Annotated in this window: 17 protein-coding genes and 1 pseudogene; 8 read left to right on the forward strand and 10 right to left on the reverse strand. The window is 72.9% G+C overall.

The features are described from left to right. Positions 1-439 precede the first annotated feature (439 nt). Together BZZ08_RS32030 and ptsP are read left to right on the forward strand one after the other, a co-directional pair. Positions 440-889: a PTS sugar transporter subunit IIA gene (locus tag BZZ08_RS32030; protein WP_104635706.1), complete on the forward strand. Its 450-nt coding sequence runs from the start codon at positions 440-442 to the stop codon at positions 887-889. An 86-nt stretch (positions 890-975) separates the two neighbouring features. Continuing rightward, positions 976-2,646, forward strand: coding sequence for a phosphoenolpyruvate--protein phosphotransferase (gene ptsP / locus BZZ08_RS32035; RefSeq protein ID WP_104635724.1), 1,671 nt, complete (start codon positions 976-978; stop codon positions 2,644-2,646). Between the two features lie 72 nt (positions 2,647-2,718). Here the strand turns inward: ptsP and BZZ08_RS32040 are convergent, their stop codons facing one another. Continuing rightward, positions 2,719-3,621 (reverse strand): hypothetical protein, encoded by a 903-nt coding sequence (locus BZZ08_RS32040; protein WP_104635707.1) that lies wholly within the window; start codon positions 3,619-3,621, stop codon positions 2,719-2,721. A gap of 121 nt (positions 3,622-3,742) precedes the next feature. Beyond that, on the reverse strand, positions 3,743-5,719 hold the full coding sequence (locus BZZ08_RS32045) for an acetoacetate--CoA ligase (RefSeq protein WP_104635708.1): 1,977 nt from the start codon (positions 5,717-5,719) through the stop codon (positions 3,743-3,745). A 213-nt stretch (positions 5,720-5,932) separates the two neighbouring features. On the opposite strand from BZZ08_RS32045, the gene BZZ08_RS32050 reads away from it, so the two are divergent. Beyond that, entirely contained in the window at positions 5,933-8,305 is a 2,373-nt protein-coding gene (locus BZZ08_RS32050) for a glycoside hydrolase family 31 protein (RefSeq protein WP_104635709.1), read from the forward strand. Here the strand turns inward: BZZ08_RS32050 and BZZ08_RS32055 are convergent. Both BZZ08_RS32055 and BZZ08_RS32060 read right to left on the reverse strand, forming a co-directional pair. Further along, positions 8,296-8,832, reverse strand: coding sequence for an NUDIX domain-containing protein (locus BZZ08_RS32055; protein ID WP_104635710.1), 537 nt, complete (start codon positions 8,830-8,832; stop codon positions 8,296-8,298). The two genes, BZZ08_RS32050 and BZZ08_RS32055, sit on opposite strands and share 10 nt — an antisense overlap. 48 nt (positions 8,833-8,880) lie before the next feature. Further along, a complete protein-coding gene (locus BZZ08_RS32060; protein ID WP_104635711.1) occupies positions 8,881-9,705 on the reverse strand; it encodes a M15 family metallopeptidase in 825 nt (274 codons plus the stop codon). Positions 9,706-9,854: 149 nt separating this feature from the next. Between BZZ08_RS32060 and BZZ08_RS32065 the strand changes: the two genes are divergently transcribed. The 3 genes from BZZ08_RS32065 to glpK all read left to right on the forward strand — a co-directional run bounded on the left by BZZ08_RS32065 (position 9,855) and on the right by glpK (position 14,130). Continuing rightward, on the forward strand, positions 9,855-11,480 hold the full coding sequence (locus tag BZZ08_RS32065) for a GGDEF domain-containing protein (protein WP_104635712.1): 1,626 nt from the start codon (positions 9,855-9,857) through the stop codon (positions 11,478-11,480). Positions 11,481-11,783: 303 nt separating this feature from the next. After that, positions 11,784-12,533, forward strand: coding sequence for an MIP/aquaporin family protein (locus tag BZZ08_RS32070; protein WP_104635713.1), 750 nt, complete (start codon positions 11,784-11,786; stop codon positions 12,531-12,533). Between the two features lie 73 nt (positions 12,534-12,606). Continuing rightward, complete coding sequence (gene glpK, locus BZZ08_RS32075) at positions 12,607-14,130, forward strand: glycerol kinase GlpK (RefSeq protein WP_104635714.1); 1,524 nt, start codon at positions 12,607-12,609, stop codon at positions 14,128-14,130. A 19-nt stretch (positions 14,131-14,149) separates the two neighbouring features. On the opposite strand, the gene BZZ08_RS32080 is transcribed toward glpK, so the two are convergent. The 4 genes and pseudogenes from BZZ08_RS32080 to BZZ08_RS32095 all read right to left on the reverse strand — a co-directional run bounded on the left by BZZ08_RS32080 (position 14,150) and on the right by BZZ08_RS32095 (position 18,247). After that, positions 14,150-14,755, reverse strand: a complete 606-nt coding sequence (locus BZZ08_RS32080) for a GTP-binding protein (protein ID WP_104635715.1) — start codon at positions 14,753-14,755, stop codon at positions 14,150-14,152. Between the two features lie 49 nt (positions 14,756-14,804). Further along, on the reverse strand, positions 14,805-15,200 hold the full coding sequence (locus BZZ08_RS32085) for a DUF742 domain-containing protein (RefSeq protein ID WP_104635716.1): 396 nt from the start codon (positions 15,198-15,200) through the stop codon (positions 14,805-14,807). A 10-nt stretch (positions 15,201-15,210) separates the two neighbouring features. Further along, the gene (locus BZZ08_RS32090; protein ID WP_076973433.1) at positions 15,211-15,645 is read right to left on the reverse strand and encodes a roadblock/LC7 domain-containing protein; all 435 of its coding nucleotides are present in this window, start codon (positions 15,643-15,645) and stop codon (positions 15,211-15,213) included. Next, positions 15,642-18,247: pseudogene (locus BZZ08_RS32095) on the reverse strand (nitrate- and nitrite sensing domain-containing protein). Before BZZ08_RS32095 ends, BZZ08_RS32090 begins: the two are co-directional and overlap by 4 nt. Before the next feature lie 420 nt (positions 18,248-18,667). Between BZZ08_RS32095 and BZZ08_RS32105 the strand changes: the two are divergent. Next, positions 18,668-19,198 (forward strand): hypothetical protein, encoded by a 531-nt coding sequence (locus BZZ08_RS32105; protein WP_104635718.1) that lies wholly within the window; start codon positions 18,668-18,670, stop codon positions 19,196-19,198. Positions 19,199-19,237: 39 nt separating this feature from the next. Here BZZ08_RS32105 and BZZ08_RS32110 read toward each other — a convergent pair whose 3' ends face one another. Next, complete coding sequence (locus BZZ08_RS32110; protein WP_198601814.1) at positions 19,238-20,428, reverse strand: NAD(P)/FAD-dependent oxidoreductase; 1,191 nt, start codon at positions 20,426-20,428, stop codon at positions 19,238-19,240. Further along, positions 20,425-20,748, reverse strand: coding sequence for a bifunctional 3-phenylpropionate/cinnamic acid dioxygenase ferredoxin subunit (locus BZZ08_RS32115; RefSeq protein WP_104635719.1), 324 nt, complete (start codon positions 20,746-20,748; stop codon positions 20,425-20,427). Before BZZ08_RS32115 ends, BZZ08_RS32110 begins: the two co-directional genes overlap by 4 nt. A 290-nt stretch (positions 20,749-21,038) precedes the next feature. On the opposite strand from BZZ08_RS32115, the gene BZZ08_RS32120 reads away from it, so the two are divergent. After that, entirely contained in the window at positions 21,039-21,782 is a 744-nt protein-coding gene (locus BZZ08_RS32120; protein WP_104635726.1) for an IclR family transcriptional regulator domain-containing protein, read from the forward strand. The last annotated feature ends 144 nt before the right edge of the window (positions 21,783-21,926 follow it).

The raw sequence follows: 21,926 nt of genomic DNA on the forward strand, positions 1-21,926 counted from the left end.
GGTATCAACATATCTGGCGTTGACTTTTGGCACGCTGTTGAGTTCTCAAGGAACGGACGCTTCCTTTGTACTCACCCGAGATACTCTCGCGGGCTTTCCTCCGGGCGCTTCCCTTCGGTGTTTCCAACACTATCAGGCTTTCCCGGTGCTTCTGACCACCGTCCTGCGGACATGCAGAAGGTGATCCAGCGATAGGATCTGATGAGTTGGGTACTGCCGGGGCGAGGACGCCTTGCTGCGCATCGCTCAACCTCAGGCAGGACTAACGACTGTACACCGGGCCGCAGAACGGGTGCAAATCCGTGAGGAGTGTGGTCTAGACCTCTTATCGGAACACTCGTGCGGAACCGGCACTTCCTATGACATACCCTGCTGCTCAGTGTGCCGTCCGGGACAGGCAGTGACGGCCCGTACAGATCTCCGCCCTGGGAGGCTTCCCATGACCACCGTCTCGTCCCCGCTCGCAGGACGCGCCATCGGCCTGGCCGCTGTGCCCGATCCCGTCTTCTCCGGGGCCATGGTCGGCCCGGGCACCGCCATCGACCCCGTACGGGAGCCCTCCGAAGCGGTGGCCCCGGTCGACGGCGTCATCGTTTCCCTGCACCCGCACGCCTTCGTCGTCGTCGACGAGAGCGGGCACGGTGTCCTGACCCATCTCGGCATCGACACCGTGCAGCTCAACGGCGAGGGCTTCGAGCTGCTCGTGAACAAGGGCGACACCGTCGTGCGCGGTCAGGGCGTGGTGCGCTGGGACCCGGCCGCGGTCGAGGCCGCGGGCAAGTCTCCGGTCTGCCCGATCGTGGCCCTGGAGGCCACCGCCGAGGCGCTCACCGACCTCCGTGAGGACGGCGACGTGAAGGCCGGCGAGAGCCTCTTCCTCTGGAAGTGACGTCCGTGCCGTCACACGGCGGCATCGACGGCTGGTAGGACAACCACCGCGGCGGCGGGACCCGCCGCATGATCGGGACGGGTGAGATGGAGACAACGCTGCGAGGCGTCGGCGTGAGTCACGGTGTGGCGATCGGCGAGGTTCGGCACATGGGGACGGCGGTCCTGGAACCGCCGGCGAAGCAGATTCCGGCCGAGGACGCGGAGCGTGAGCAGGGGCGCGCCCGCAAGGCCGTGGAAGCTGTGGCGGCCGATCTGATGGCGCGCGGCAATCTGGCCGGGGGCGAGGCCCAGGCCGTGCTCGAGGCGCAGGCCATGATGGCCCAGGACCCCGAGCTGATGGCCGACGTGGAGCGGCGGATCACCGTCGGCAGCACCGCCGAGCGCGCCGTGTACGACGCCTTCGCGGCGTACCGTGCCCTGCTGGCCGGTGCCGGTGAGTACCTGGCCGGCCGCGTGGCGGACCTCGACGATGTGCGGAATCGTATCGTCGCCCGTCTGCTCGGGGTGCCGATGCCGGGTGTCCCGGACAGCGACGAGCCGTACGTTCTCATCGCGCGGGATCTGGCGCCGGCCGACACCGCGCTGCTCGACCCGACGCTCGTACTGGGTTTCGTCACCGAGGAGGGTGGGCCGACCAGTCACAGCGCGATTCTCGCGCGGGCACTCGGCGTGCCCGCCGTGGTGGCCCTGCCGGGCGCCGGCGAGCTTCCCGAGGGGACCGTCGTCGCCGTCGACGGCAGCACCGGGGAGATCTTCGTGAATCCCGGTGAGGAGAAGAAGGCACGGCTGACGGCCGAGGCCGCCGAGCGCAAGGCCGCGCTCGCCGCCGCGACCGGGCCGGGTGCGACCTCGGACGGTCACAAGGTGCCGCTGCTGGCGAACATCGGTGGTCCCGCCGACGTACCCGCGGCGGTCGAGGCGGGCGCGGAGGGTGTCGGTCTGTTCCGGACCGAGTTCCTCTTCCTCGACGACAGTGAGAACGCTCCGTCGGAGGAGAAGCAGGTCACCGCCTACCGCCAGGTCCTGGAGGCGTTCCCGGAGGGCCGGGTCGTCGTACGGGTGCTGGACGCCGGTGCGGACAAGCCGCTGGCCTTCCTCACCCCGGGTGACGAGCCGAACCCCGCGCTCGGGGTGCGGGGCCTGCGGACGCTGCTCGACCACCCGGACGTGCTGCGTACGCAGCTGACGGCGCTGGCGAAGGCGGCGGAGGGGCTGCCGGTCTACCTTGAGGTCATGGCGCCGATGGTGGCGGACCGGGCCGATGCCAAGGCGTTCGCCGACGCCTGCCGGGAGGCCGGGCTGCGGGCGAAGTTCGGCGCGATGGTGGAGATTCCCTCGGCCGCGCTGCGGGCGCGCTCGGTGCTGCAGGAGGTCGAGTTCCTGTCGCTGGGGACGAACGACCTCGCGCAGTACACCTTCGCCGCCGACCGTCAGGTGGGCGCGGTGTCCCGGCTGCAGGACCCCTGGCAGCCGGCGCTGCTCGACCTGGTCGCGCTGTCGGCCGAGGCGGCGAAGGCCGAGGGCAAGAGCTGTGGTGTCTGCGGTGAGGCCGCTTCGGATCCGCTGCTTGCGTGTGTGCTGACCGGTCTCGGTGTCACCTCCCTGTCGATGGGTGCGGCGTCGCTGCCGTATGTGCGGGCGACGCTGGCGAAGTTCACGCTGGCGCAGTGCGAGCGTGCCGCGGCTGCCGCCCGGGCGGCGGACAGTGCCGAGGAGGCGCGGACCGCCGCGCAGGCGGTGCTGTCCGGCGAGTAGGGGCCGGGTGCGGTTGCCGTGGTCGCCGCGGTGCGGGGCGTTCCATCTTCGGGTGGGGCGCCCCGCACGCGTTCAGTGGTGGTGTCCCGGTGGCAGGTGGTCGTCTCCGAGGTCGGGCGGGGCGCAGTAGTCGACGTTGGATTCCGGGGAGACGAGGTCGCCGGACTCGACGTCGGTGCAGTAGGCGTCGAAGACCTCGGCGGCGGTGAGCGGTTGGAGGCCGTATCCCCGCAGGCGCCAGCCGTGGATGCGGTCGGGGCCGTTCGGTGGGCTGACGCGCATCACGAGTCCGCCGGGGCTGTGGGTGGCCAGGCCGAGGGCGAGGACGCTGGTGAACTCCAGGGCCTCGGCCTCGTCGAAGTGCGGGGTGCCGTCGGTCTCCTCGTCGACGAGGAGGGCGGAGACCAGGGTTTCGTCCGGGTGGCCGGAGACGCTGCAGACCAGGTGTCGGCTGCCCGGTGGGGCCGTTTCGAGGACGCGGCCCAGGAGGCGGGAGGCCCGGGTGAAGGCGGCCCGGCCGAGGTCCTCGCCGCAGGTGGCGCAGCTGCCGAGGCGGGCGAGCACGCTCGACGTGTACTCCCAGGTGGCCTGGCGGACGGCTTCGTCGACGAGGGCGGGGAGCAGGTCGGTGAGGGGCTGGCCCTCGTAGGGCACGGTGGGGCCGTGGGTGGCGAGTTCGGCGGTGAAGCGGGCGCGGCTGGCGGAGGCGTCGGCGTCGAGACCCGCCGCCGTGCAGAAGGCGGCGTACTCCTCCGGGTCGAAGAGCGCGACCGTGGTGTGGGTGCCCTGTGCCGCGCGGGCCCTGAGGAGGGCCTCTACCTGGTGGAGGTAGGCGGCGTGGTCGTGGAAGGTGAAGCTGCGGTAGCGCCGCATGGCGCGGAAGTCGTGTTCGTCGGTGAGCAGTCCGATGGTGCCCGCGATCTCGCGGCGCAGCACGCGTCGCATGGTGTGGTCGGTCTGGTCGGTGTGCGCCATGTTTCCCCCTGTGCACGGTCGATCAATGCTCACTCACAGTAATCGGAGGCACTGACAACGGCGTCGGGCGGGCGCGGGGAGCCGGCCACCGCCCGGGGCGGCCGGCTCGTCGGTGTGCTGGTCAGGAGCGTTTGCGGGCGAGGTCCTCGTAGAAGTGGAGCAGGTCGACGTTGTCGATGGAGCCGGGGTTGACGGCCTTGTCCAGCGGGGTGCCCTGGAGGAGGCGCTTGACCGGGACCTCGATGCGTTTGCCGGTGAGGGTGTGCGGGATGCCGGGCACCTCGATGACCTCGTCGGGGACGTGGCGCGGGGACAGGTTGGCGCGGATGGTCTGCTTGATGCGGTCGAGGAGGGCGTCGTCGAGGGCGGCCCCGGGTGCGAGGTGCACGAAGAGGGGCATCCAGTAACCGCCGTCGGGCTGTTCGATGCCGATGACGAGGGATTCCCTGATCTCGGGGAGTCGCTCGACGGCTTCGTAGATGTCGGCCGAGCCCATGCGGACGCCCTGCCGGTTGAGGGTGGAGTCGGAGCGTCCGTGGATGACGACGGAGCCGCGTGAGGTGAGGGTGATCCAGTCGCCGTGCCGCCAGACGCCGGGGTAGGTGTCGAAGTAGCTGTCGTGGTAGCGGCTGCCGTCGGGGTCGTTCCAGAAGCGGATCGGCATCGAGGGCATGGGCTTGGCGACGACCAGCTCGCCGACCTCGTCGGTGAGGGGGTCACCGCTCGGGTCCCAGGACTGGAGGTCGGTGCCGAGGCCGGGGGCCTGGAGTTCACCGATGTGCACGGGGAGGGTGGGGACGGCGCCCGCGAAGCAGGAGCAGACGTCGGTGCCGCCGCTGACGGAGGCGATCCACAGGTCGGCGCCGCTCGCGGCGAACTCGTCGTGCAGCCAGCGGAAGCCGTCGGGCGGGAGCGGGGAGCCGGTGGTGGCGACGCACTGGACGGCGGAGAGGTCCAGGTCGCGGGCCGGGTGGACCTCGGCCTTGCGGCAGGCCATGACATAGGCGGCGGAGGTGCCGAAGAGGGTGGCACCGGTGCGTTCCGCGATGCGCCACTGGGCGTCGGTGGCCGGGAAGCCGGGGCTGCCGTCGTAGAGGACGATCGTGGTGCCGGTGAGCAGGCCGGAGACGAGGAAGTTCCACATCATCCAGCCGGTCGAGGTGTACCAGAAGAAGCGGTCCTCGGGGCCGAGGTCGCAGTGCAGGCCGAGCTGTTTGAGGTGTTCGACCAGGATGCCGCCCTGGGACTGGACGATGGCCTTGGGCAGGCCGGTGGTGCCGGAGGAGTAGAGCACCCACAGGGGATGGTCGAAGGGCACCTGCTCGAAGGCGGGCTCCGTGTCGCCGGCCGTCAGGGTGTCCCATTCCAGGGCGCCGTCCGGGGCCTCGGTGCCGAGGAGCGGGATGTGGATCACCGCGCGCAGGGTGGGCAGTTCCCGGCGCAGTTCGGCGACGGTGTCGCGGCGGTCGTGTTCCTTGCCGCCGTAGCGGTAGCCGTCGACGGTGAACAGGACGACCGGTTCGACCTGCTGGAAGCGGTCCAGGACGCTGCGGGCGCCGAAGTCGGGCGCGCAGGAGGTCCAGACCCCGCCCACGGCGGCGGTGGCCAGGAGGGCGACCACGGCCTGCGGGATGTTCGGGAGGTAGCCGCTGACGCGGTCGCCGGGGCGTACGCCGAGGGCGCGCAGTTCGGCGGCGAGGGAGCCGACCTGGCGGCGCAGTTCGGCCCAGGTGACGGGGGTCGGCTCGTGGGTCTCGTCGACGTACAGGAGGGCCGGTTCGTCCGCGCGGGTGGCGGCCGCGCGCAGGGCGTGTTCGGCGTAGTTCAGTGTGGCGCCGGGGAACCACTGGGCGCCGGGCATCGAGCGGTCGCCCAGCACGCGCGCGTAGGGGGTCGAGAAGTGGACGTCGAACCACTCCGTGACGGCTTTCCAGAAGGTCTCCAGGTCGTCGACGGACCAGCGGTGCAGGGCGGCGTACCCGCCCTCGGTGGGGGCTCCGTGGTGCTCGGCCGCCCAGGTCTGGAACCTGGTGATGCGTGCCTGGGCGATGCGTCCTGCATCCGGCTGCCAGAGCGGCTGGGGGTTCTCGGTCGGCATGGGGCGGCTCCCGGACTGTGCGCGTCGTGTGCGTCCTCCGCGCACGGGCTGGGGTGTGCGCGTGACGCGGCTGACAGGGACGATGCCATGTGATCGACTTCCGCACCAGGGCGCGCCCCACATAGTCGGTGACATGAAGATGTGGTCCGGTCACGGGTGAACGGCAGTTGAACGACGCCTCTGTGCGCGCTGGTCGATGGCAGGGTGAGCAGCATGGACGGTCGTGACCTGGTGCGTTCGATGAAGACGGTCGGTTCCGCGGGCATGGCGCAGGGGTTGCGTACGGTTCGGGCGGCGTGGCGCAGGCGGCGTGCCGATGCGGCGGGGCTGCCGCCGCGCGGTGCGGAGCGGGCGCGGGTGCCGGGTCCGATGCGGGAGGTGGAGCCGGGGCCCGGGGGTGGTGTGGTCCGGTTCGAGCGCTCAGAGCTGCGCATCCTCGTGGCGGTGAACGGAGCCGTGTTCTGGGGCTGGGACGGGGCGGGGCCGGAGCCTTCGTACGCGTTGGCGGGCCGTTGTCCGGAGGCTGATCCGCGGGCGGTGCTGGAGCCGGACAAGGACGGCGGCTGGCGGGTGGTGGCGGAGCGGGCGACGGTGGCCGTGTCCCGGCACGGCGCGGTCGAGGTGCGTACGCCGGGGGGTGTGGTGCTGCGCCGTGAGCTGCCGCCCCGCTGGTGGGAGCCGGTCGACGGCGGTCCCGCGCGCTGGACGCAGCGGTCCGAGGTGGCGGCCGACGCCCGGTTCTTCGGGCTCGGCGGGCGGTCCGCCGGGCCCCGGCTGCGCAACGGTACGTACCGGCTGTGGAACGCCGGTCCCGGCCTGCCGTTCGCCGCCGACGAGGACGCGTCGTCGGTCACGATGCCGGTGCAGCTGGTGGTGGCGGACGCGGGGACCCACCTGGTCTTCCACGACAGCGCGTGGGACGGCACGGTGGCGTTGCGGGAGGGTGCGGAGGGAGCCGGGTCGGGGCACGACCGGCCGGGGCGGAGTGTGCTGCGGATGGACGGCGGTCCGCTGCGGTGCTGGGTGACGGTGGGCACCCCCGCGCGCGTGCTGCTGGCCTGGGCGTCGCTGACCGGGGCGCCCGCGCTGCCGCCGGCGTGGGCGCTCGGGCATCATCACGCGCAGGCGGGTGTCGGCGACGAGCAGGACCTGAGGCGGGTCGTGGCCGGCCATCAGGAGCGCGGCCTGCCGCTGGACGCGGTGCATCTGGGCATCGGGCACGGCGCCGGCCGGCGGGTGTTCACGGTCGACGAGGAGCGGTTCCCGAAGCTGTCCGTGCTCGCCGAGGAGCTGCGCAGGGAGGGCGTCCGGCTGGTGTCGGCCGTCGAGCCCGCGGTCGCGGCCGCGCCCGGCGACGCGGTGTACGACGGCGGGACGCGCGCGGACGTGTTCGTGCGGGACGCCACCGGGGCGGTCGTGCGGGGTGTGGGGCGGCCCGGGGACGTGGTCTTCCCGGACTTTACGCACGCGGGTGCGCGCGCGTGGTGGGGCGGGCTCTACGAGGAGCGGCTCGGGCGGGGGTTCGCCGGGGTCTGGCACGACCTGGACGCGCCCACGTCGTTCGCCGCCTTCGGGGAGCCGACGCTGCCGCGGTCGGCCCGGCACGCGCTGGAGGGCAGGGGCGGCGACCACCGGGAGGCGCACAACGTCTACGCGTTGGGCATGGCGCGGGCCGGGTACGAGGGGCTGCGGGCGCTGACGCCCGACGAGCGGCCGTTCGTCGTCTCCCGTTCCGGGTGGGCCGGTTTGCAGCGCTACGGCGGCGTCCGGTCCGGGGACGTGGCCGCGGGCTGGCCGGGGTTGCGGGCGTCGCTGGCGCAGGTGTTGGGGCTCGGGCTGTGCGGGGTGCCGTACGCGGGTCCCGAGGTGGGCGGGGCCGACGGGAGTCCGTCGGCCGAGCTTTATCTGCGGTGGTTCCAGCTGGCCGCCCATCTGCCGTTGTTCCGCACCTCCGGCGGGCCGGGGCGGCGGGAGCCGTGGGAGTTCGGGGCCGAGGTGCTGGAGCACGCGCGCGTGGCGCTCGTCGAGCGGCGGCGACTGCTGCCGTACTTCGTGACGCTGGCGCATCTGGCCCGGCGTACGGGTGCTCCGTACGTGCGTCCCCTGTGGTGGCAGGCGCCGGAGGACCGGGCGTTGCGGGACTGCGAGGACGCCTTCCTGCTGGGCGACTGTCTGCTGGTGGCCCCGGTGCTCAGTGCCGGGGCGGACCGGCGTGCGGTGCGGTTGCCGCGGGGGCGCTGGTACGACGTGGTGACGGAGCGGGCGTACGAGGGTCCGGCGCAGGTGCTGGTCGACGCTCCCTGGGCGCGGATTCCGGTGTTCGCGCGCGCGGGAGCGGTGGTTCCGGTGCGCGGGGAGGACGGGTCGCCGGAACTCGAGGTGTGGGCGCCCGCGCGGGGGCGGACCGGCGGTGGGCTGGTCGTGCCGGACGCGGGCGACGGCTGGGCGGAACCGGAGATCGAACGGTACGTGTGCCGCTGGGAGGGGCATCGGGTGGTCGTGGAGCGGGAGGGCGAGGACGGTCTGAGCGAGCCGTCCTGCCCCGTCCGCGTCCGAGGGCTGGCCGAGCGCGCGGCTCAGATGTAGCGGCCCTCGAAGAAGGCCCGTACGGCCCGGGTGTGGAGCGGGAAGGCGAGCTCTTCCGGCCTGCGCAGCAGGTGCTGTCCCTCGGTCTCGTCCGTGGCGGTGGAGGGCGGCAGTTGCTCGGCCGGCCGCTCGGGCAGCAGCCCGAAGAGCAGCAGGTGGCCGTCGGGCGAGCTCATGGCGTCGGCGAGCCGTACGTCGCGGCCGGCCGCGTCGATGCCCGTCTCCTCCTTGAGTTCGCGGACGACGGCCTGTCGCCAGTCCTCCCGGTCGTCGACGTAGCCGCCGGGCAGGGCTACGCCTCCGCGCGCGGGGGTCACGGTGCGGGTGATGACGACCAGGGCGGTGCCCTGTGTGTCGTACACGGGCTGGAGGGCCACCGCGACCGGCAGCGGGTTGCGGTAGGCCACGGTGCCGCACGCGGGGCACGTGCGGGGCCAGCCGGAGACGCCCTCTCCGTAGGGCGATCCGCAGCTCGAACAGTGGGAGTCGGGCGCGGAGTTGGGAACGGAGGTTTCATTTTCGGACACGCGGCGGACTGTATCCGATCAGCGGAGGGGGCGGCTCCGGCAGGCCGGTCAGCGGCGGCCGGCGAGCGACTTCGCGGAGACCGGGAAGTCGAAGTAGGTGTCCGGGTAGGACTCGGGCTGGTAGGTGAAGTGCCACCACTCCTCGGGGAGGTTCACCAGGCCGGCGTCCTCCAGGGTGGTCTTGAGCAGCAGCCGGTTGGCGCGCTGCGCGCCCTGGATGCGGGGGTCGAGGGTGTGCGAGCGGGTGTCGAAGCAGTCGTAGCCGGTGCCCATGTCGACGGAGTTGTCCGGGAAGCGCTCGCCCTGCGGCGCGAAGCAGGGCACCAGGGGCTGTCCGGGGTGGTACGGGCGGGTGGGCCCGGCCGGGAGCCGCACGAGGGTGAGATCCATGGTCGAGCCGCGGCTGTGGCCGGACTTCTCCGCGATGTAGCCGTCGGCGAACAGGCGGGTCTTGTCGACGTCCGGGTAGAACTCGGCCTTCATGTCCTGGTCGTCGAGGTCTTCGGCCCAGCGCACGAAGTGGTCGACGGCGCGCTGGGGCCGGTAGCAGTCGTACACCTTGAGGGAGTAGCCCTGGCGCAGCAGCCGGGTCTGGGCGCGGTGGAGGGCCTCGGCCGCGGGCCGGGTGAGGATGCACAGGGGCTGCCGGTAGCCGTCGACGCGCTCGCCGACGAAGTTGTGGGCGGTGACGTAGCGCATCTCCTCGATGATCGTCGGGTCGACGCTCCGCAGGGCGACGAAGTCCTCCGGGGCCCTCGGTTCGGGCCGTGCCTGCGCGGTGGCGGGGGCTGCCGTGGCGGGGAGGGCGGTGGCGGCGAGCAGGGCGGCGAAGGTGGTGACCAGCCCGCGGAGCGCGGTGGAGAGTCGTGTCATGTCCCCTGCATCTATCAGGGTGGGGCTCCGTGGGGGAAGGGGGCGGGCCCGCGACACGCCGGACTGACGCTGGGTGAGCGTGCCGGAATCCTGCGTGAACGTCGCGTGAACTGGGCCCGGGTGGGAGGCCGCCGCGCCATCCTGCTCCCGTGCGCTCCTGGACGGACACTCTCCGCTTCGCCTTCCAACCGGTGGTCAACCTGATGACCGGCGGGGTCGCGGCGCTGGAGATACTGGCCCGGCCGGAGACCGGCGACGTGCTCGCCGAGGCGCGCCGCGATCCCGAACTCGACGGTCTGCTCGCGGTGTCGGCGCTGCGCGCGGCGGTGCGCCGGGAGACGCTGCTGCCGCTGCACGTCAACGTGTTCGCGGGCACGCTCGCCGACCTCGGGGGGCTCCAGCCCCTGCACGACGCCGTGCGCGAGGCGGGCCGGCTCCCGTGGGAGGTGACGCTGGACGTGTGTCCGCCCTACACGCACGTGCCGCGGCGGGCCCTGCTCGACGCCGTGGCCGTGCTGCGGCGGCAGGGCTTCCGGATCTCGGCGGACGGGGTCGGTGACGGGGACGCGCCGTTGCGGCTGCTGACGGATCTGGCGCCGGAGCTGGTGAAGCTCGACGCCTCGCTGTTGGCGCGGCCGGCGGCCGTGCGGGCGATGCGGGTGCTGTGCGAGGAGTCGGGGGCGCTGCTGGCCGTCGAGGGCGTGGAGACGGAGGCGCAGTACGCCGTCGCGCGGGCGGCCGGGGCGCAGTTGGCGCAGGGCGAGCTGCTCGCGCCGCCCGCGCGGCTGCCCACGGTGGACGTCTACGTGCCGCCCGGCTCCCCCGGCCTCGTGCCGGCGCCTCGGTCGGGGCCGCCGGTACGGCAGTTCGTCCGGCCGGCCGCGTTGTTGCCGGCGACGGCTTCGGCGGGGCGGGTGCGGGCGCTGCTGACCGGGTCGCCGGACGTGTCCGGGGTGCTGCTCGTGGACCGGGACGGGGTTCCGGTGCGCTCGGTGCACCGCTCCCGCTTCCTGCTGTCGATGTCGGGGCGCTACGGGCACGCCCTGTACGCCGACCGGCCGGCCGTCAAGCTCGGCGACCCGCCGCGGACGGTGGGCGTCGACGCGACGGCCTGGCAGGTGCTGGACGTGGTGGCCGTGGGCGGCCCGGACCGTACGTCGGACGATGTGGCCGTCGTGGACGCGCGTGGGCGGTGCGTGGGTGTCGTACGGCTCGCGGACCTGGTGCGGGCGCTGGCGGAGAGCCGGGTGGAGGAGGCGGCCGGGCTCAATCCGCTGACGCGGCTGCCCGGTTCGGACGCGATCACGGCCGAGGTGGACCGGCGCATCGCGGCCGGGCGGGCGTTCGCGCTGAGCTGGCTCGACGTGGACCGCTTCAAGCAGGTCAACGACGGAGCCGGCTTCGCCGCGGGCGACGAGCTGATCCGGGCGGTGGGGCGGGCGCTGCTCCAGGCGGCGGCCGGGGAGACCCGGGTGGGGCACATCGGCGGCGACGACTTCCTGGTGCTCACCGATCCGGAAGGACTGGATCCGCTGGCCGCCTCGGTGCTGGACGTACCGTGGTCGGCCGGCGGACGGCCCGTGACGCTGTCCCTGGCGACGGTCCTGTGCGCGCCGGGCAGCGTGCCGGACCACCGGCGGGCGGCGGCCCGCCTGGCGCCGTTGAAGAAGGCCGCGAAGGCGCTGCGCGGGGCGAGTTGGGTGCTGGGCCGGGCGGACGCCCCGGGTCACGAGGTCCGGCGCGGCACGGACCGGACGACGGCTCCGGCGGGCTGAGCGGTCGACCGCAACCGCCGTACGCCGGGCGGAGCCGGGCTCCGGGAACCCGTGCGGTCGGCCACCTTGACGCTCTCCGGGCTCCGGTCGACACTTCCCGTGTCAGCCGACATCGCCGTACATCCCGGCGCATTCCGGCGCCGCGTCACGCGGGGTCTGCGATGTTTCGAGGCCCTCCCCCACGGGCGGTTCGGCTGCCAGGCACGCTCGTCACTCACGCCCCTCCGGCGGACGCCGCCATGGGAACGCACCCGCACGTGAGGACCGGGGCCGACCGTCCCGGGCCAGGGCCTAGGAGCCGCCATGAGCAACGGAGACATCTTCGTCGGCGAAGTCATCGGTACCGCGATCCTCATCCTCTTCGGCGCGGGTGTCTGCGCCGCCGTCACGCTCAGGTACAGCAAGGCGCGGGCGTCGGGATGGGTGGTGATCTCGTTCGGCTGGGGATTCGGCGTGCTGGCCGGCGCGTACACCGCGGCCCCGCTGTCCGGGGGTCATCTCAACCCCGCCGTCACGCTCGGGATCGCCGTCGACACGGGCGAGTGGGGCAAGGTCTGGGTCTACGTGCTGGGGCAGTTCGTCGGGGCGATGCTCGGCGCCGTCCTGTGCTGGCTCACGTACTTCGCCCAGTTCCAGGCCAACGTGCGCGACGCCGGCACGACCGGGGGCGCGGTGGACGAACCGGTTCCGACACTGGGTGTCTTCTCGACCGTTCCCGAGATCCGGAACCCGGTCGCCAACCTGGTGACGGAGATCATCGCGACCGCCGCGCTCGTGCTGCCGATCCTCGCGTTCGGGCTCACCGAGGGCCTCGGGGAGTCCGGGACGCTGGTGCTGATCGTGTCCCTGCTCGTCGTCGGCATCGGCCTCTCCCTCGGCGGGCCGACCGGCTACGCCATCAACCCGACGCGCGACCTCGGTCCGCGCATCGTGCACAGCCTGCTGCCGATCCCGAACAAGGGCACGTCCGACTGGGGTTACGCCTGGATCCCCGTGGCCGGTCCGCTGCTCGGCGGAGGGCTCGCCGGGCTCGTCTACAACGCGGCCTTCTGAGCCGCCTCGGCAGCCGCCCGGCGGTCCCCAGCACACACCCAGCAGTCCTCCGCACCCAGCCCGAGGGGCAGCCATGACGGACCACGCCACGAAGTACGTCGCCGCGATCGACCAGGGCACCACCTCCAGCCGCTGCATCGTCTTCGACCAGGACGGCGCGATCGTCGCCGTCGACCAGCGCGAGCACCGCCAGATCTTCCCCAGGCCCGGGTGGGTGGAGCACGACGCCACCGAGATCTGGTCCAAGGTGCAGGCGGTGGTCGCGGGAGCACTCGCCAGGGCGGGGCTGGGCGCCGACCGGCTCAGCGCGCTGGGCATCACCAACCAGCGCGAGACGACCGTCCTGTGGGACCGCACGACCGGCAAGCCCGTGCACAATGCGATCGTCTGGCAGGACACCCGGACGGCCGCGCTGTGCCGGCAGCTGGGCGGCACGGACGGGCAGGACCGTTTCCGCGAGTCGTCCGGCCTGCCGCTGGCCAGCTACTTCTCCGGGCCGAAGGTGGCCTGGCTGCTCGACAACGTGCCCGGTCTCAGGGCCCGTGCCGAGCGCGGTGAGATCGCCTTCGGGACGATGGACTCCTGGCTCATCTGGAACCTCACCGGCGGCACCGACGGTGGACGGCACGTCACCGACGTGACCAACGCCGGGCGCACCATGCTGATGGACCTGAGGACCCTCCAGTGGGACCCGTCCGTCCTGTCCGCCATGAACGTCCCGGAGGCCGTACTCCCCGAGATCAGGTCCTCCGCCGAGGTGTACGGCACCGCGGTCGGCCAACTCGCCGGCGTGCCCGTCGCCGCCGCCCTGGGGGACCAGCAGGCGGCCGTGTTCGGGCAGGCCTGCTACGACGTGGGCACGGCCAAGAACACGTACGGCACGGGCAGCTTCCTGCTCCTCAACACCGGTGACCGGCCCGTCCCGTCGAAGAACGGGCTCCTGACCACGATGGGCTACAAGATCGGGGACGCGGCGCCCGTGTACTGCCTGGAGGGGTCGATCGCCGTCACCGGGGCGCTGGTCCAGTGGTTCCGCGACCAGCTCGGCATCATCCGCGACGCCGACGAGATCGAGGCGCTGGCCGCGAGCGTGGCGGACAGCGGGGGCGCGTACATCGTGCCCGCCTTCTCCGGACTGTTCGCGCCGTACTGGCGTTCCGACGCACGCGGCGTCGTCGCCGGCCTGACCCGCTACGTCACCAAGGCCCACCTCGCGCGCGCGGTGCTGGAGGCGACGAGCTGGCAGACCCGCGAGGTCGTGGACGCCATGTACCAGGACTCCGGGGTGCGCATCACGACCCTGAAGGTCGACGGCGGCATGACCGGGAACGGTCTGCTGATGCAGCACCAGGCGGACGTGCTGGGCGTGCCGGTGATCCGTCCCCGGGTCTCCGAGACGACCTGCCTGGGTGCCGCCTACGCGGCGGGCCTGGCCACCGGTGTGTGGGGCGGCCTCGACGAACTCAGGGCGCACTGGCGGCGGGACGCCGAGTGGACGCCCGTCATGGCGGCGTCGGTGCGCGAGCGCGAGTACCGCAACTGGCGCAGAGCGGTGGAGAAGAGCTTCGGCTGGACGGAGGACGGCGACGGCAGTTGACGCTTCGGGCGGCGGCCGCTCACGTCGTGACGGCCCGGCGGCGGTCCGCCGCCTGGGCCATCGCGTGCTGGACGACGCCGATGAGGACCTCCTTGACGGACTCACGGTCCCGGGCGTCACACATCACCAGGGGGACGTCCTCGTCGAGGTCGAGGGCCTGGCGGACGGTGTCGGCCGGGTAGCGCGCCGATCCCTCGAAGCGGTTGACGCCGACCACGAACGGGATGGAGCGCCGCTCGAAGTAGTCGACGGCGGCGAAGCAGTCCTCCAGACGCCGGGTGTCGGCCAGCACGACGGCGCCCAGCGCGCCCTCGGACAGCTCGTCCCACATGAACCAGAACCGCTCCTGGCCGGGCGTGCCGAAGAGGTACAGGACCAGGTCCTCGCGCAGGGTGATCCGCCCGAAGTCCATGGCGACCGTGGTGGTGTGCTTGCCCTCCACCCCGCTGACGTCGTCGACGGGCCGCCCGGCCTCGGTGAGCAGTTCCTCGGTGCGCAGCGGCCTGATCTCGCTGACCGCGCCGACGAGGGTGGTCTTGCCCACGCCGAACCCGCCGGCCACCAGGATCTTGAGGGTGACGGGCTCGACCGGCGGCTTGCCGCGCTGGGAACGCCCGAAGATCATCGGTTTCTTCTCCTTAACGTGCAACCGCCCGACCTGGACGGGGGCCGGCTCACAGTGCCCTCAGCCCGTTGATCACGTCGCGCAGGATGTTCTCGTCCGGCAGTTCGGCCGGGGGCACGGGCCGGTTGACGTGGACGAGTTCGATGTCCACGAGGTCGCCGACCAGGACCCGCACGACCCCGACGGGGAGGTCGAGTTCGGCGGCGAGTTCGGCGACCGACTGCGGGGTGTCGCGGCACAGGCCGACGATGTCCACGTGCTCCGGGGAGAGCGTGACGTCCGCCTCGGGGTCGTCCGCGTGGGGTTCCGTGACGACCACCGCGATCAGGTCGAGGCGGTGCTGGGCCGCGCTGCTGGTGCGGCCGCGCGTCATGGCGTACGGACGGACGACGGGGCCGGCCTCGTCGTCGAACCAGTGGTTTCTTCCCTGACCGTCTGCGCTCATGTCATCCCACTTACCCGCCCGAGGGCAGATCGGTGCGCGGCGCGGTGCCCAGGTGCACGCCGACCCGTTTGACGAGCAGGGTCATCTCGTAGGCGACCTGTCCGACGTCCGAGTCGGCGTCGGACAGGACGGCCAGGCAGCTCCCGTCGCCGGCGGCTGTGACGAACAGGAAGGCGTCGTCGAGTTCGACGACCGTCTGCCGGACGCTGCCCGCCTCGAAGTGCCGTCCCACGCCCTTGGCGAGGCTGTGGAAGCCGGACGCCACGGCGGCCAGGTGCTCGCTGTCCTCCCTGGTCAGGTCCTTGGACACGCCCGTTGCCAGGCCGTCCCCGGACAGGACGACGGCCTTGCGGATGCTCGCGACACGGTCCACCAGGTCGTCGAGGAGCCAGTTCAGCTCCCCGGACTTGGTCGCGGTGTGGCCGGTCGCCTTCGGTGCGGTCATCGACCGTCCCCCTTAGTCGTTCCTCGTGGTGCTGATGGTGCTGTGCCGCCGGGTGGATCGTCACCCGTGGCGTTCTCCTTGCGGCCGCGCTGCCAGCCGCGCTGGAGCGAGGCCATACGGCTGCGCACCTCGTCGGCGTCACGGTCGGCGGGGTCGGAGCGGTCCTCGGCGGCCGGTTCGGGGCTCTGCCTGAGCTGCGGGGCCAGGCTGGCCTGCCGTACGCGTCGGGGCAGCGCGCCGGTCCCGGCGTCCGCGGGCGGAGTGTCCTCGCGCGCGGAGGGCGCGTCGCCACCGCGTTCGGCGGTGCGGTCGGCGGTGTCCTTCGCGCGGCGGCGGGCGGGCAGTGCGGGGAGGTCGTCGGCGGTGTCCCGGGCGGTCCGCTCGGGGACGGGGCGCCCGTGCGAGCTGACCAGCTTGGGGGTGCGGCGGCGGGGCAGCGCGACCGGCGCGTCCGCCTCGGTTCCGTCCTCGGCCGCCGGCTCGTCACCGGCACGGGAGTCGGGGCGTCGCGATCCGCTGGGGCGTCCAGGTCGACGGGCGCCTCCAGCTCGACCGGGCCGTCCAGCAGCGCGGCGGGGCGCTCAGGGAGCCGTGCGGGCACGTGGGCGAGGGCGGAACGACGGCTCGCCTCCCGCTCCTTGTCCTTGACGTCCTTGACGTGCTGGGGGCGGTCGAGGCGGAAGCCGACGCCGTTGGTGTCCGGCGCGTCGTCGCTGAGCAGGGCGTCGGGGACGAAGACGACCGCGGTGGTGCCGCCGTACGGCGAGGGCTGCAGGGAGACCCGGACGTTCTGCCGCTGGGCGAGCCGGCTGACCACGAACAGGCCGAGCCGGTCGGTGTCGGACAGCTCGAACTCGGGTGTCTCGGCCAGCCGGAGGTTGGCGTCGAGCAGGGCGTCGGCGGCCATGCCGAGGCCGCGGTCGTGGATCTCCAGGGTGAAGCCGTTGGCGACGCGCTCGCCCAGCACCTGCACCGCGGTGTGCGGCGGCGAGAACACCGTGGCGTTCTCCAGGAGTTCGGCCACCAGGTGGGTGAGGTCGGCGACCGCGGGTCCGGTGACGGCGACGCGCGGCAGCCTGCGGACCTCGATGCGCTCGTAGTCCTCGACCTCGGCGACGGCGGCCCGCACCACGTCCATGAGCTGGACGGGCTTGCGCCACTGCCGGGAGGGCGCGGCGCCGGAGAGGATGACCAGGCCCTCGGCGTGCCGGCGCATACGGGTGGTCAGGTGGTCCAGGCGGAACAGGTCGGCGAGTTCCTCGGTGTCCTCGGTCCTGCGTTCCATGGTGTCGAGCAGGGTGAGCTGCTTGTGCAGGAGCACCTGGCTGCGGCGCGCGAGGTTGACGAAGACCTCGGAGACGCCCGCCCGGAGTTCGGCCTGTTTGACGGCGGCCTCCACGGCGGCCCGCTGGAGGGTGTTGAGGGCCTGGCCGACCTCGCCGATCTCGTTCCGGTCGTACTCGAGGCGCGGCACCTCGGTCTCGACGTCGACCTCCTCGCCCGCCGACAGGCGGCGCATCACGCTGGGCAGCCGGACGCCGGACGCCTCGTGCGCGTCCAGGCGCAGCTGTTTGAGGTCGCGGATGAGGGAACGGCCGATGCGGACGGACAGGAAGAGGGAGTAGAGCAGGGCGATCAGGCCGAGCGCTCCGGCGACGACGGCCTTGGCGATGGTGCTGGTGGCGACCGGGTCGACACGGTCCTGGTAGCGGTCGGCGGCGTCGTCGTCGAGGTCGCCGAGTTCCTTGAGGACGTTCCCGGCCGCGGTGTCCCAGCTCTGGGCGGTGACTCCGCTCGGCGTGCCGGTGCCGGTGCCGGAGGAGACGGCGGCCTGCTCGGCGACCCGGAGGGGGGCGGAGGAGGCGTTCTTCCAGAAGCGCTGGTAGCGGCCGCGTTCGGTGGCGGGCAGCAGCGGCAGGTTGATGTCGTACATCACGGTGCGCTGCGCGACGAGGTCGGAGACGTCCCGGATCTCGGTGCGGGTGAGCCGCCCGGTGACCAGCGCGGAGCCGAGGAGGGCGTCCTCGCGGGAGAGCAGTTCGCGGGCGCGGGAGACGTTGACGAGCGCGCGGTACTGCTTGTCGAGGCCCACGTCGTCGACGACGTTGAGGTTGGCGAGCAGGTCGTGGCAGGGGTCGACCAGGCGGTTGTAGAGGCCGAGGGCCTGGGCGCGGTCGACGGTGCCGTCCTCGACGCTGCGGCGCAGGGAGCCGAGGCCGTCGAAGGCGTCCAGTACGGCGGTGAGCCGTTCTTCCCCGGTCTGGCCGAGGTCGTCCCGCACGTCGGCGTCGGCGGCGTTGCGGCGGATCTCCGCGACGGCCTCGTCGGTGGCGGTGCGGCTGCGCTGCAGCGCGGCGAGCCCGTCGGAGGCGCGGGGGTCGGCGAGGTGGACGAGGGTCTGGCGGCGTTCCTGCTGGAGGACGCGGACGGTGTCCTCGATCGGGTAGCCGATCTCCTCGACGACGGTGGAGACGCTGAACAGCCGGGCCGCCTCACGGCCCGTCAGGACCGTGGCGAAGGCCCAGATCGCGGTCAGGGACACCAGCGGCACGAGGAGCAGCGCCACGATCTTCCGGCGGATCGACTTCCCGCGAAAGCGCATGGCCTCCCCCAGCTCGACCCCCACCGGCGGGGGGTACACATGTGCGTCAACAAACGGCGCGAGCCTACTACTGACCCACAGGTAACTCGAAGACCCGTCCGGAGGCCGAACTTCCGCGCCCGGGGTCGGCGATGGTCAGTTGTCCGGTCATTGCGGGAGATTGCCTCCCGGGATCGACGGGCGGACGCGGGACCGTCGGGACGGCTTGACGGGCGGATTGGCCGAAATTATTCGACTGCGGGGGAATCTCGGGAATCTTGGGGACCCGTCGTTCGTCCTTCACTACGGGAAATGGAGGCGGAATCGGCCACAGGAGCCGCGTCCCGCCCCCGGGCGGCGTAAAGCAGCGCAAGCCGGGCAGCCAGAGGGGAGCCGTGTCTTCGGACACGGACGAGCTGTCTGCTGGCGGTGGGGAGTGACATGTTGATGGGCACGGCGGGGCGGAGCGGGGCGCCCGCGGACGAGGGTGCGGCGGAGGTGACCGCACCGGTCCCCGAGGCGCCGGATCGCGACGTTCCGGTGGCCGGGCGGGAGACCCGGGCGAGTGAGCGGCAGTCGGCGTACCGGCCGTTGTGGCGCGAGGAGCCCGCGCGGCGTCGCCGGCTGCCGGATCCGGTGCGTACGGCGGCCGTGCGCGCGGTGCTGGTCGTCGCGGTGACGCTGATCCTGGCGATGGTGGCCTTCCTGAGCACGCTGGCGGAGTCCTGGCTGGCGTTCCCGATGGTGCTCGCCAGTGTGGCGGGCACGGTGGTGGCCACCTGGGGCGTACTGGACGTGTGGGTGACGCGACAGGTGTGGAACCAGCGGCACGGTGTCGTGTCGGAGCCGAGCAGCACCGCGCGGGCCATGCGCCGCGAGCGTCGCCGGGCGAGGCGTCAGGCCCGGGCCGCCGAGCGGGGCCAGGAGCGGATAGGCCGCCGGGGCGGCGCGGGACAGCTGTCGCATCCCTGAGCGGCCGGGCGGCGGCCCGCGTACGGCGCCGGTCGCGGGCTAGACCGGCACCCGGTCGGCCTCGTCGGCGAGTTCGCGCCGGGCCCTCATGAAGGAGCGGGGGCGGTCCACGGCGAGCACGGCGGTGGTCCGGCCGTTCCGTTCATAGCGGGCGAGGAGACCGTCCTCGCCCGGAGCGCCATCGCTCACCCCGCCCTCGACGACGCGGACGGAGTCGCCCGCCCGTCGTCGGCCGGCGAACTGGAGGCGGGCGCCGTACTGGTCGGACCAGAAGTACGGCACCGCCCGCGCGCTCTCCACCGTGCGTCCGGCGAGCAGGTTGGCCACGGCGGCCCGGGGCTGACGGGTGGCGGAGGTCCAGTGCTCCGCGCGGGTGCCGCCGACGCTGGCCACATCACCGACCGCGACCACCTGCGGCAGGGAGGTGACACAGCCGTCGTCGCACAGGACGCCGTCGTTCAGGACCAGGGCCGAGCCCGCCAGCCAGGCGGTGTTGGGCGTGGCACCGACGCCGACGATCACCACCTCGGCGGGCAGGGTCCGGCCGTCGGTGAGGGCCACCCCGGTGACGGTCGCACCGCCCCGCAGTGCGCTCACGGAGGCGCCGGTGACCAGCCCGACGCCGCCGCGCCGGTGCAGTGCGGCGCACACCGCGGCCAGTTCGGGCCCGAGCTGGGGCACGAGCGGGAGCGGAGCGGCCTCGACGACGGTGACCTCGTGCCCGAGGGCGGCGCACGAGGAGGCGGTCTCCGCGCCGATGAACCCGCCGCCGACGACGACCACCCGGCGTGGCCCGCGGGTGAGTTCGGCGCGCAGGGCGCGGGCGTCGTCCAGGGTGCGCAGGGTGTGGACGCCGGACCGGCGGTCGCCGGACGGGCGGTCCCCGGTCAGGCGCCGGGCCGAGGCTCCGGTGGCGACGACGACGCCGTCGGTGGAGACGGTGCGGCCGTCGTCGAGCAGGACGGTACGGCCGCGGGCGTCCAGGCCCCGGGCGCGGACGCCGAGCAGCCACTCGGCGTCCAGGTCGGCGGTCTCCTCGGCGTCGGTGAGCGCAAGCCGCTCCTCGTCGGCCAGGCCGGTGAGGTACTCCTTGGACAGGGGCGGCCGGTCGTAGGGCCGGTGCGGTTCGTCGCCGACGATCACCAGCCGGCCGTCGAATCCCTGGGCCCGCAGTTCCCGGGCGGCGTACAGGCCGGCCAGCGAGGCGCCGACGACGGTCACGGTCCTCATGCGGCGCTTCCCTCCTCGGCGGCGAGATGGACGTGGACGACGCCGTCGTCGACGGTGACCCGGTGGGTGCGCACGGGCCGGCGGGCCGGGAGGCAGGTGGGACGGCCGGTGCGCAGGTCGAACGAGGCGGCGTGCAGCGGGCATTCGACCAGGCAGCCCTCCAGCCAGCCCTCGGACAGGGAGGCGTCCTGGTGGCTGCAGGTGTCGTCGATGGCGTGGAGATCACCGTCGTCGGTGTGGAAGACGGCGATCGGCGGATTCGTCGCGATGCGGGCGGACGCGCCCTGGGGAAGGTCTTCGAGACGGCAGACGGGAATCATGGTGCTCCCCTCTCGGTCCGGAACGCGTGTCCCGCCGGGCCGCGGGACGCGTACCCTTCCGGGATCCGGACGCTTCGGTAACATGATGTTTCACATGGCGCACTGGAGAGCGCTATGCGCAACAGAATCCGGGGCGGGTGCCCGTGGCGTCAAGGGCTTCCCGCAGACGCGGTCCCCACGGGCCGTCAGGTGATGAGAGTTGAGCCATGACCCGCACACAGAGGCAGCCCGACCATGGTGAGGACCACGTGCCGAACAAGCAGGGCGGCGGCAGGGGCGCGGCGAGCGCCGTGCAGTCGGTGGACCGCGCCGTGAGCGTGCTGGAGATCCTCGCCCGGCACGGCGAGGCGGGCGTCACCGAGATCGCCGACGAGCTGGAGGTGCACAAGTCCACGGCCTTCCGGCTGCTCGGTGTGCTGGAGAACCGCGGCCTGGTGGCTCAGGAGAAGGAGCGCGGCAAGTACTACCTGGGCGCCGGCGTGCTGCGCCTCGCGGGAGCGGCGGCGGTACGCCTGGACATCTCGCAGGAGGGCGTGCCCGTCTGCCGCGAACTCGCCGACGAACTGGGCGAGACGGCGAACATCGCGGTCCTGGACGACGACGCGGCGGTCAACGTCATGCAGGCCCGCGGCACCGCCTCGGTGACCGCGCAGAACTGGCTCGGCCGGCGGACCCCGCTGCACGCCACCGCCAGCGGCAAGGTACTGCTCGCCCATCTGCCGCCCACGCTGCGCGAGGGTCTGCTGGCCCGCCCGCTGCACCGGTTCACCGAGCACACCGTCACCGGCGCGGCGGTGCTGCGCGGGGAACTGGAGACCGTGACCGGGCAGGGCTACGCGATCACCCAGGAGGAGCTGGAGATCGGCCTGGCCGCCGTCGCCGCCCCCGTCCGGTCCCACGACGGCAAGGTGATCGCGTCGATCAGCGTCTCGGGCCCGGTCTACCGGCTGACGCCGGACCGGCTGCCCGACCTGGCCGAGCGCACCCTGGCGGCGGGGGTCGAGCTGTCCCGCCGGATGGGCTGGGGCGGCTGACCCGGCGCCGGGGACGGCACGGGTCGCGGCGCTGATTTCAGCCGTCCCGTGTCCTTTTGCCGAGGGTTAACCCGCACCCCTTGACGACCACTTGATGGCATTCCCACTATGTTCCTCATCGCGCAACCCATCGTGCAATGCGCA

Origin of the sequence: Streptomyces sp. MH60 (assembly GCF_002939385.1) — a bacterium.
GTDB lineage: Bacteria > Actinomycetota > Actinomycetes > Streptomycetales > Streptomycetaceae > Streptomyces.

Bases quoted from the DNA above. Each gene is read 5' to 3' on its own strand.
- BZZ08_RS32050 (WP_104635709.1), top strand. From the start codon at position 5,933: ATGGACGGTCGTGACCTGGTGCGTTCGATGAAGACGGTCGGTTCCGCG.
- BZZ08_RS32030 (WP_104635706.1), top strand. From the start codon at position 440: ATGACCACCGTCTCGTCCCCGCTCGCAGGACGCGCCATCGGCCTGGCC.
- glpK (WP_104635714.1), top strand. From the start codon at position 12,607: ATGACGGACCACGCCACGAAGTACGTCGCCGCGATCGACCAGGGCACC.
- BZZ08_RS32060 (WP_104635711.1), bottom strand. From the start codon at position 9,705: ATGACACGACTCTCCACCGCGCTCCGCGGGCTGGTCACCACCTTCGCC.
- BZZ08_RS32115 (WP_104635719.1), bottom strand. From the start codon at position 20,748: ATGATTCCCGTCTGCCGTCTCGAAGACCTTCCCCAGGGCGCGTCCGCC.
- BZZ08_RS32080 (WP_104635715.1), bottom strand. From the start codon at position 14,755: ATGATCTTCGGGCGTTCCCAGCGCGGCAAGCCGCCGGTCGAGCCCGTC.
- BZZ08_RS32090 (WP_076973433.1), bottom strand. From the start codon at position 15,645: ATGACCGCACCGAAGGCGACCGGCCACACCGCGACCAAGTCCGGGGAG.
- BZZ08_RS32105 (WP_104635718.1), top strand. From the start codon at position 18,668: ATGTTGATGGGCACGGCGGGGCGGAGCGGGGCGCCCGCGGACGAGGGT.
- BZZ08_RS32085 (WP_104635716.1), bottom strand. From the start codon at position 15,200: ATGAGCGCAGACGGTCAGGGAAGAAACCACTGGTTCGACGACGAGGCC.
- BZZ08_RS32040 (WP_104635707.1), bottom strand. From the start codon at position 3,621: ATGGCGCACACCGACCAGACCGACCACACCATGCGACGCGTGCTGCGC.
- BZZ08_RS32070 (WP_104635713.1), top strand. From the start codon at position 11,784: ATGAGCAACGGAGACATCTTCGTCGGCGAAGTCATCGGTACCGCGATC.
- BZZ08_RS32110 (WP_198601814.1), bottom strand. From the start codon at position 20,428: ATGAGGACCGTGACCGTCGTCGGCGCCTCGCTGGCCGGCCTGTACGCC.
- BZZ08_RS32045 (WP_104635708.1), bottom strand. From the start codon at position 5,719: ATGCCGACCGAGAACCCCCAGCCGCTCTGGCAGCCGGATGCAGGACGC.
- ptsP (WP_104635724.1), top strand. From the start codon at position 976: ATGGAGACAACGCTGCGAGGCGTCGGCGTGAGTCACGGTGTGGCGATC.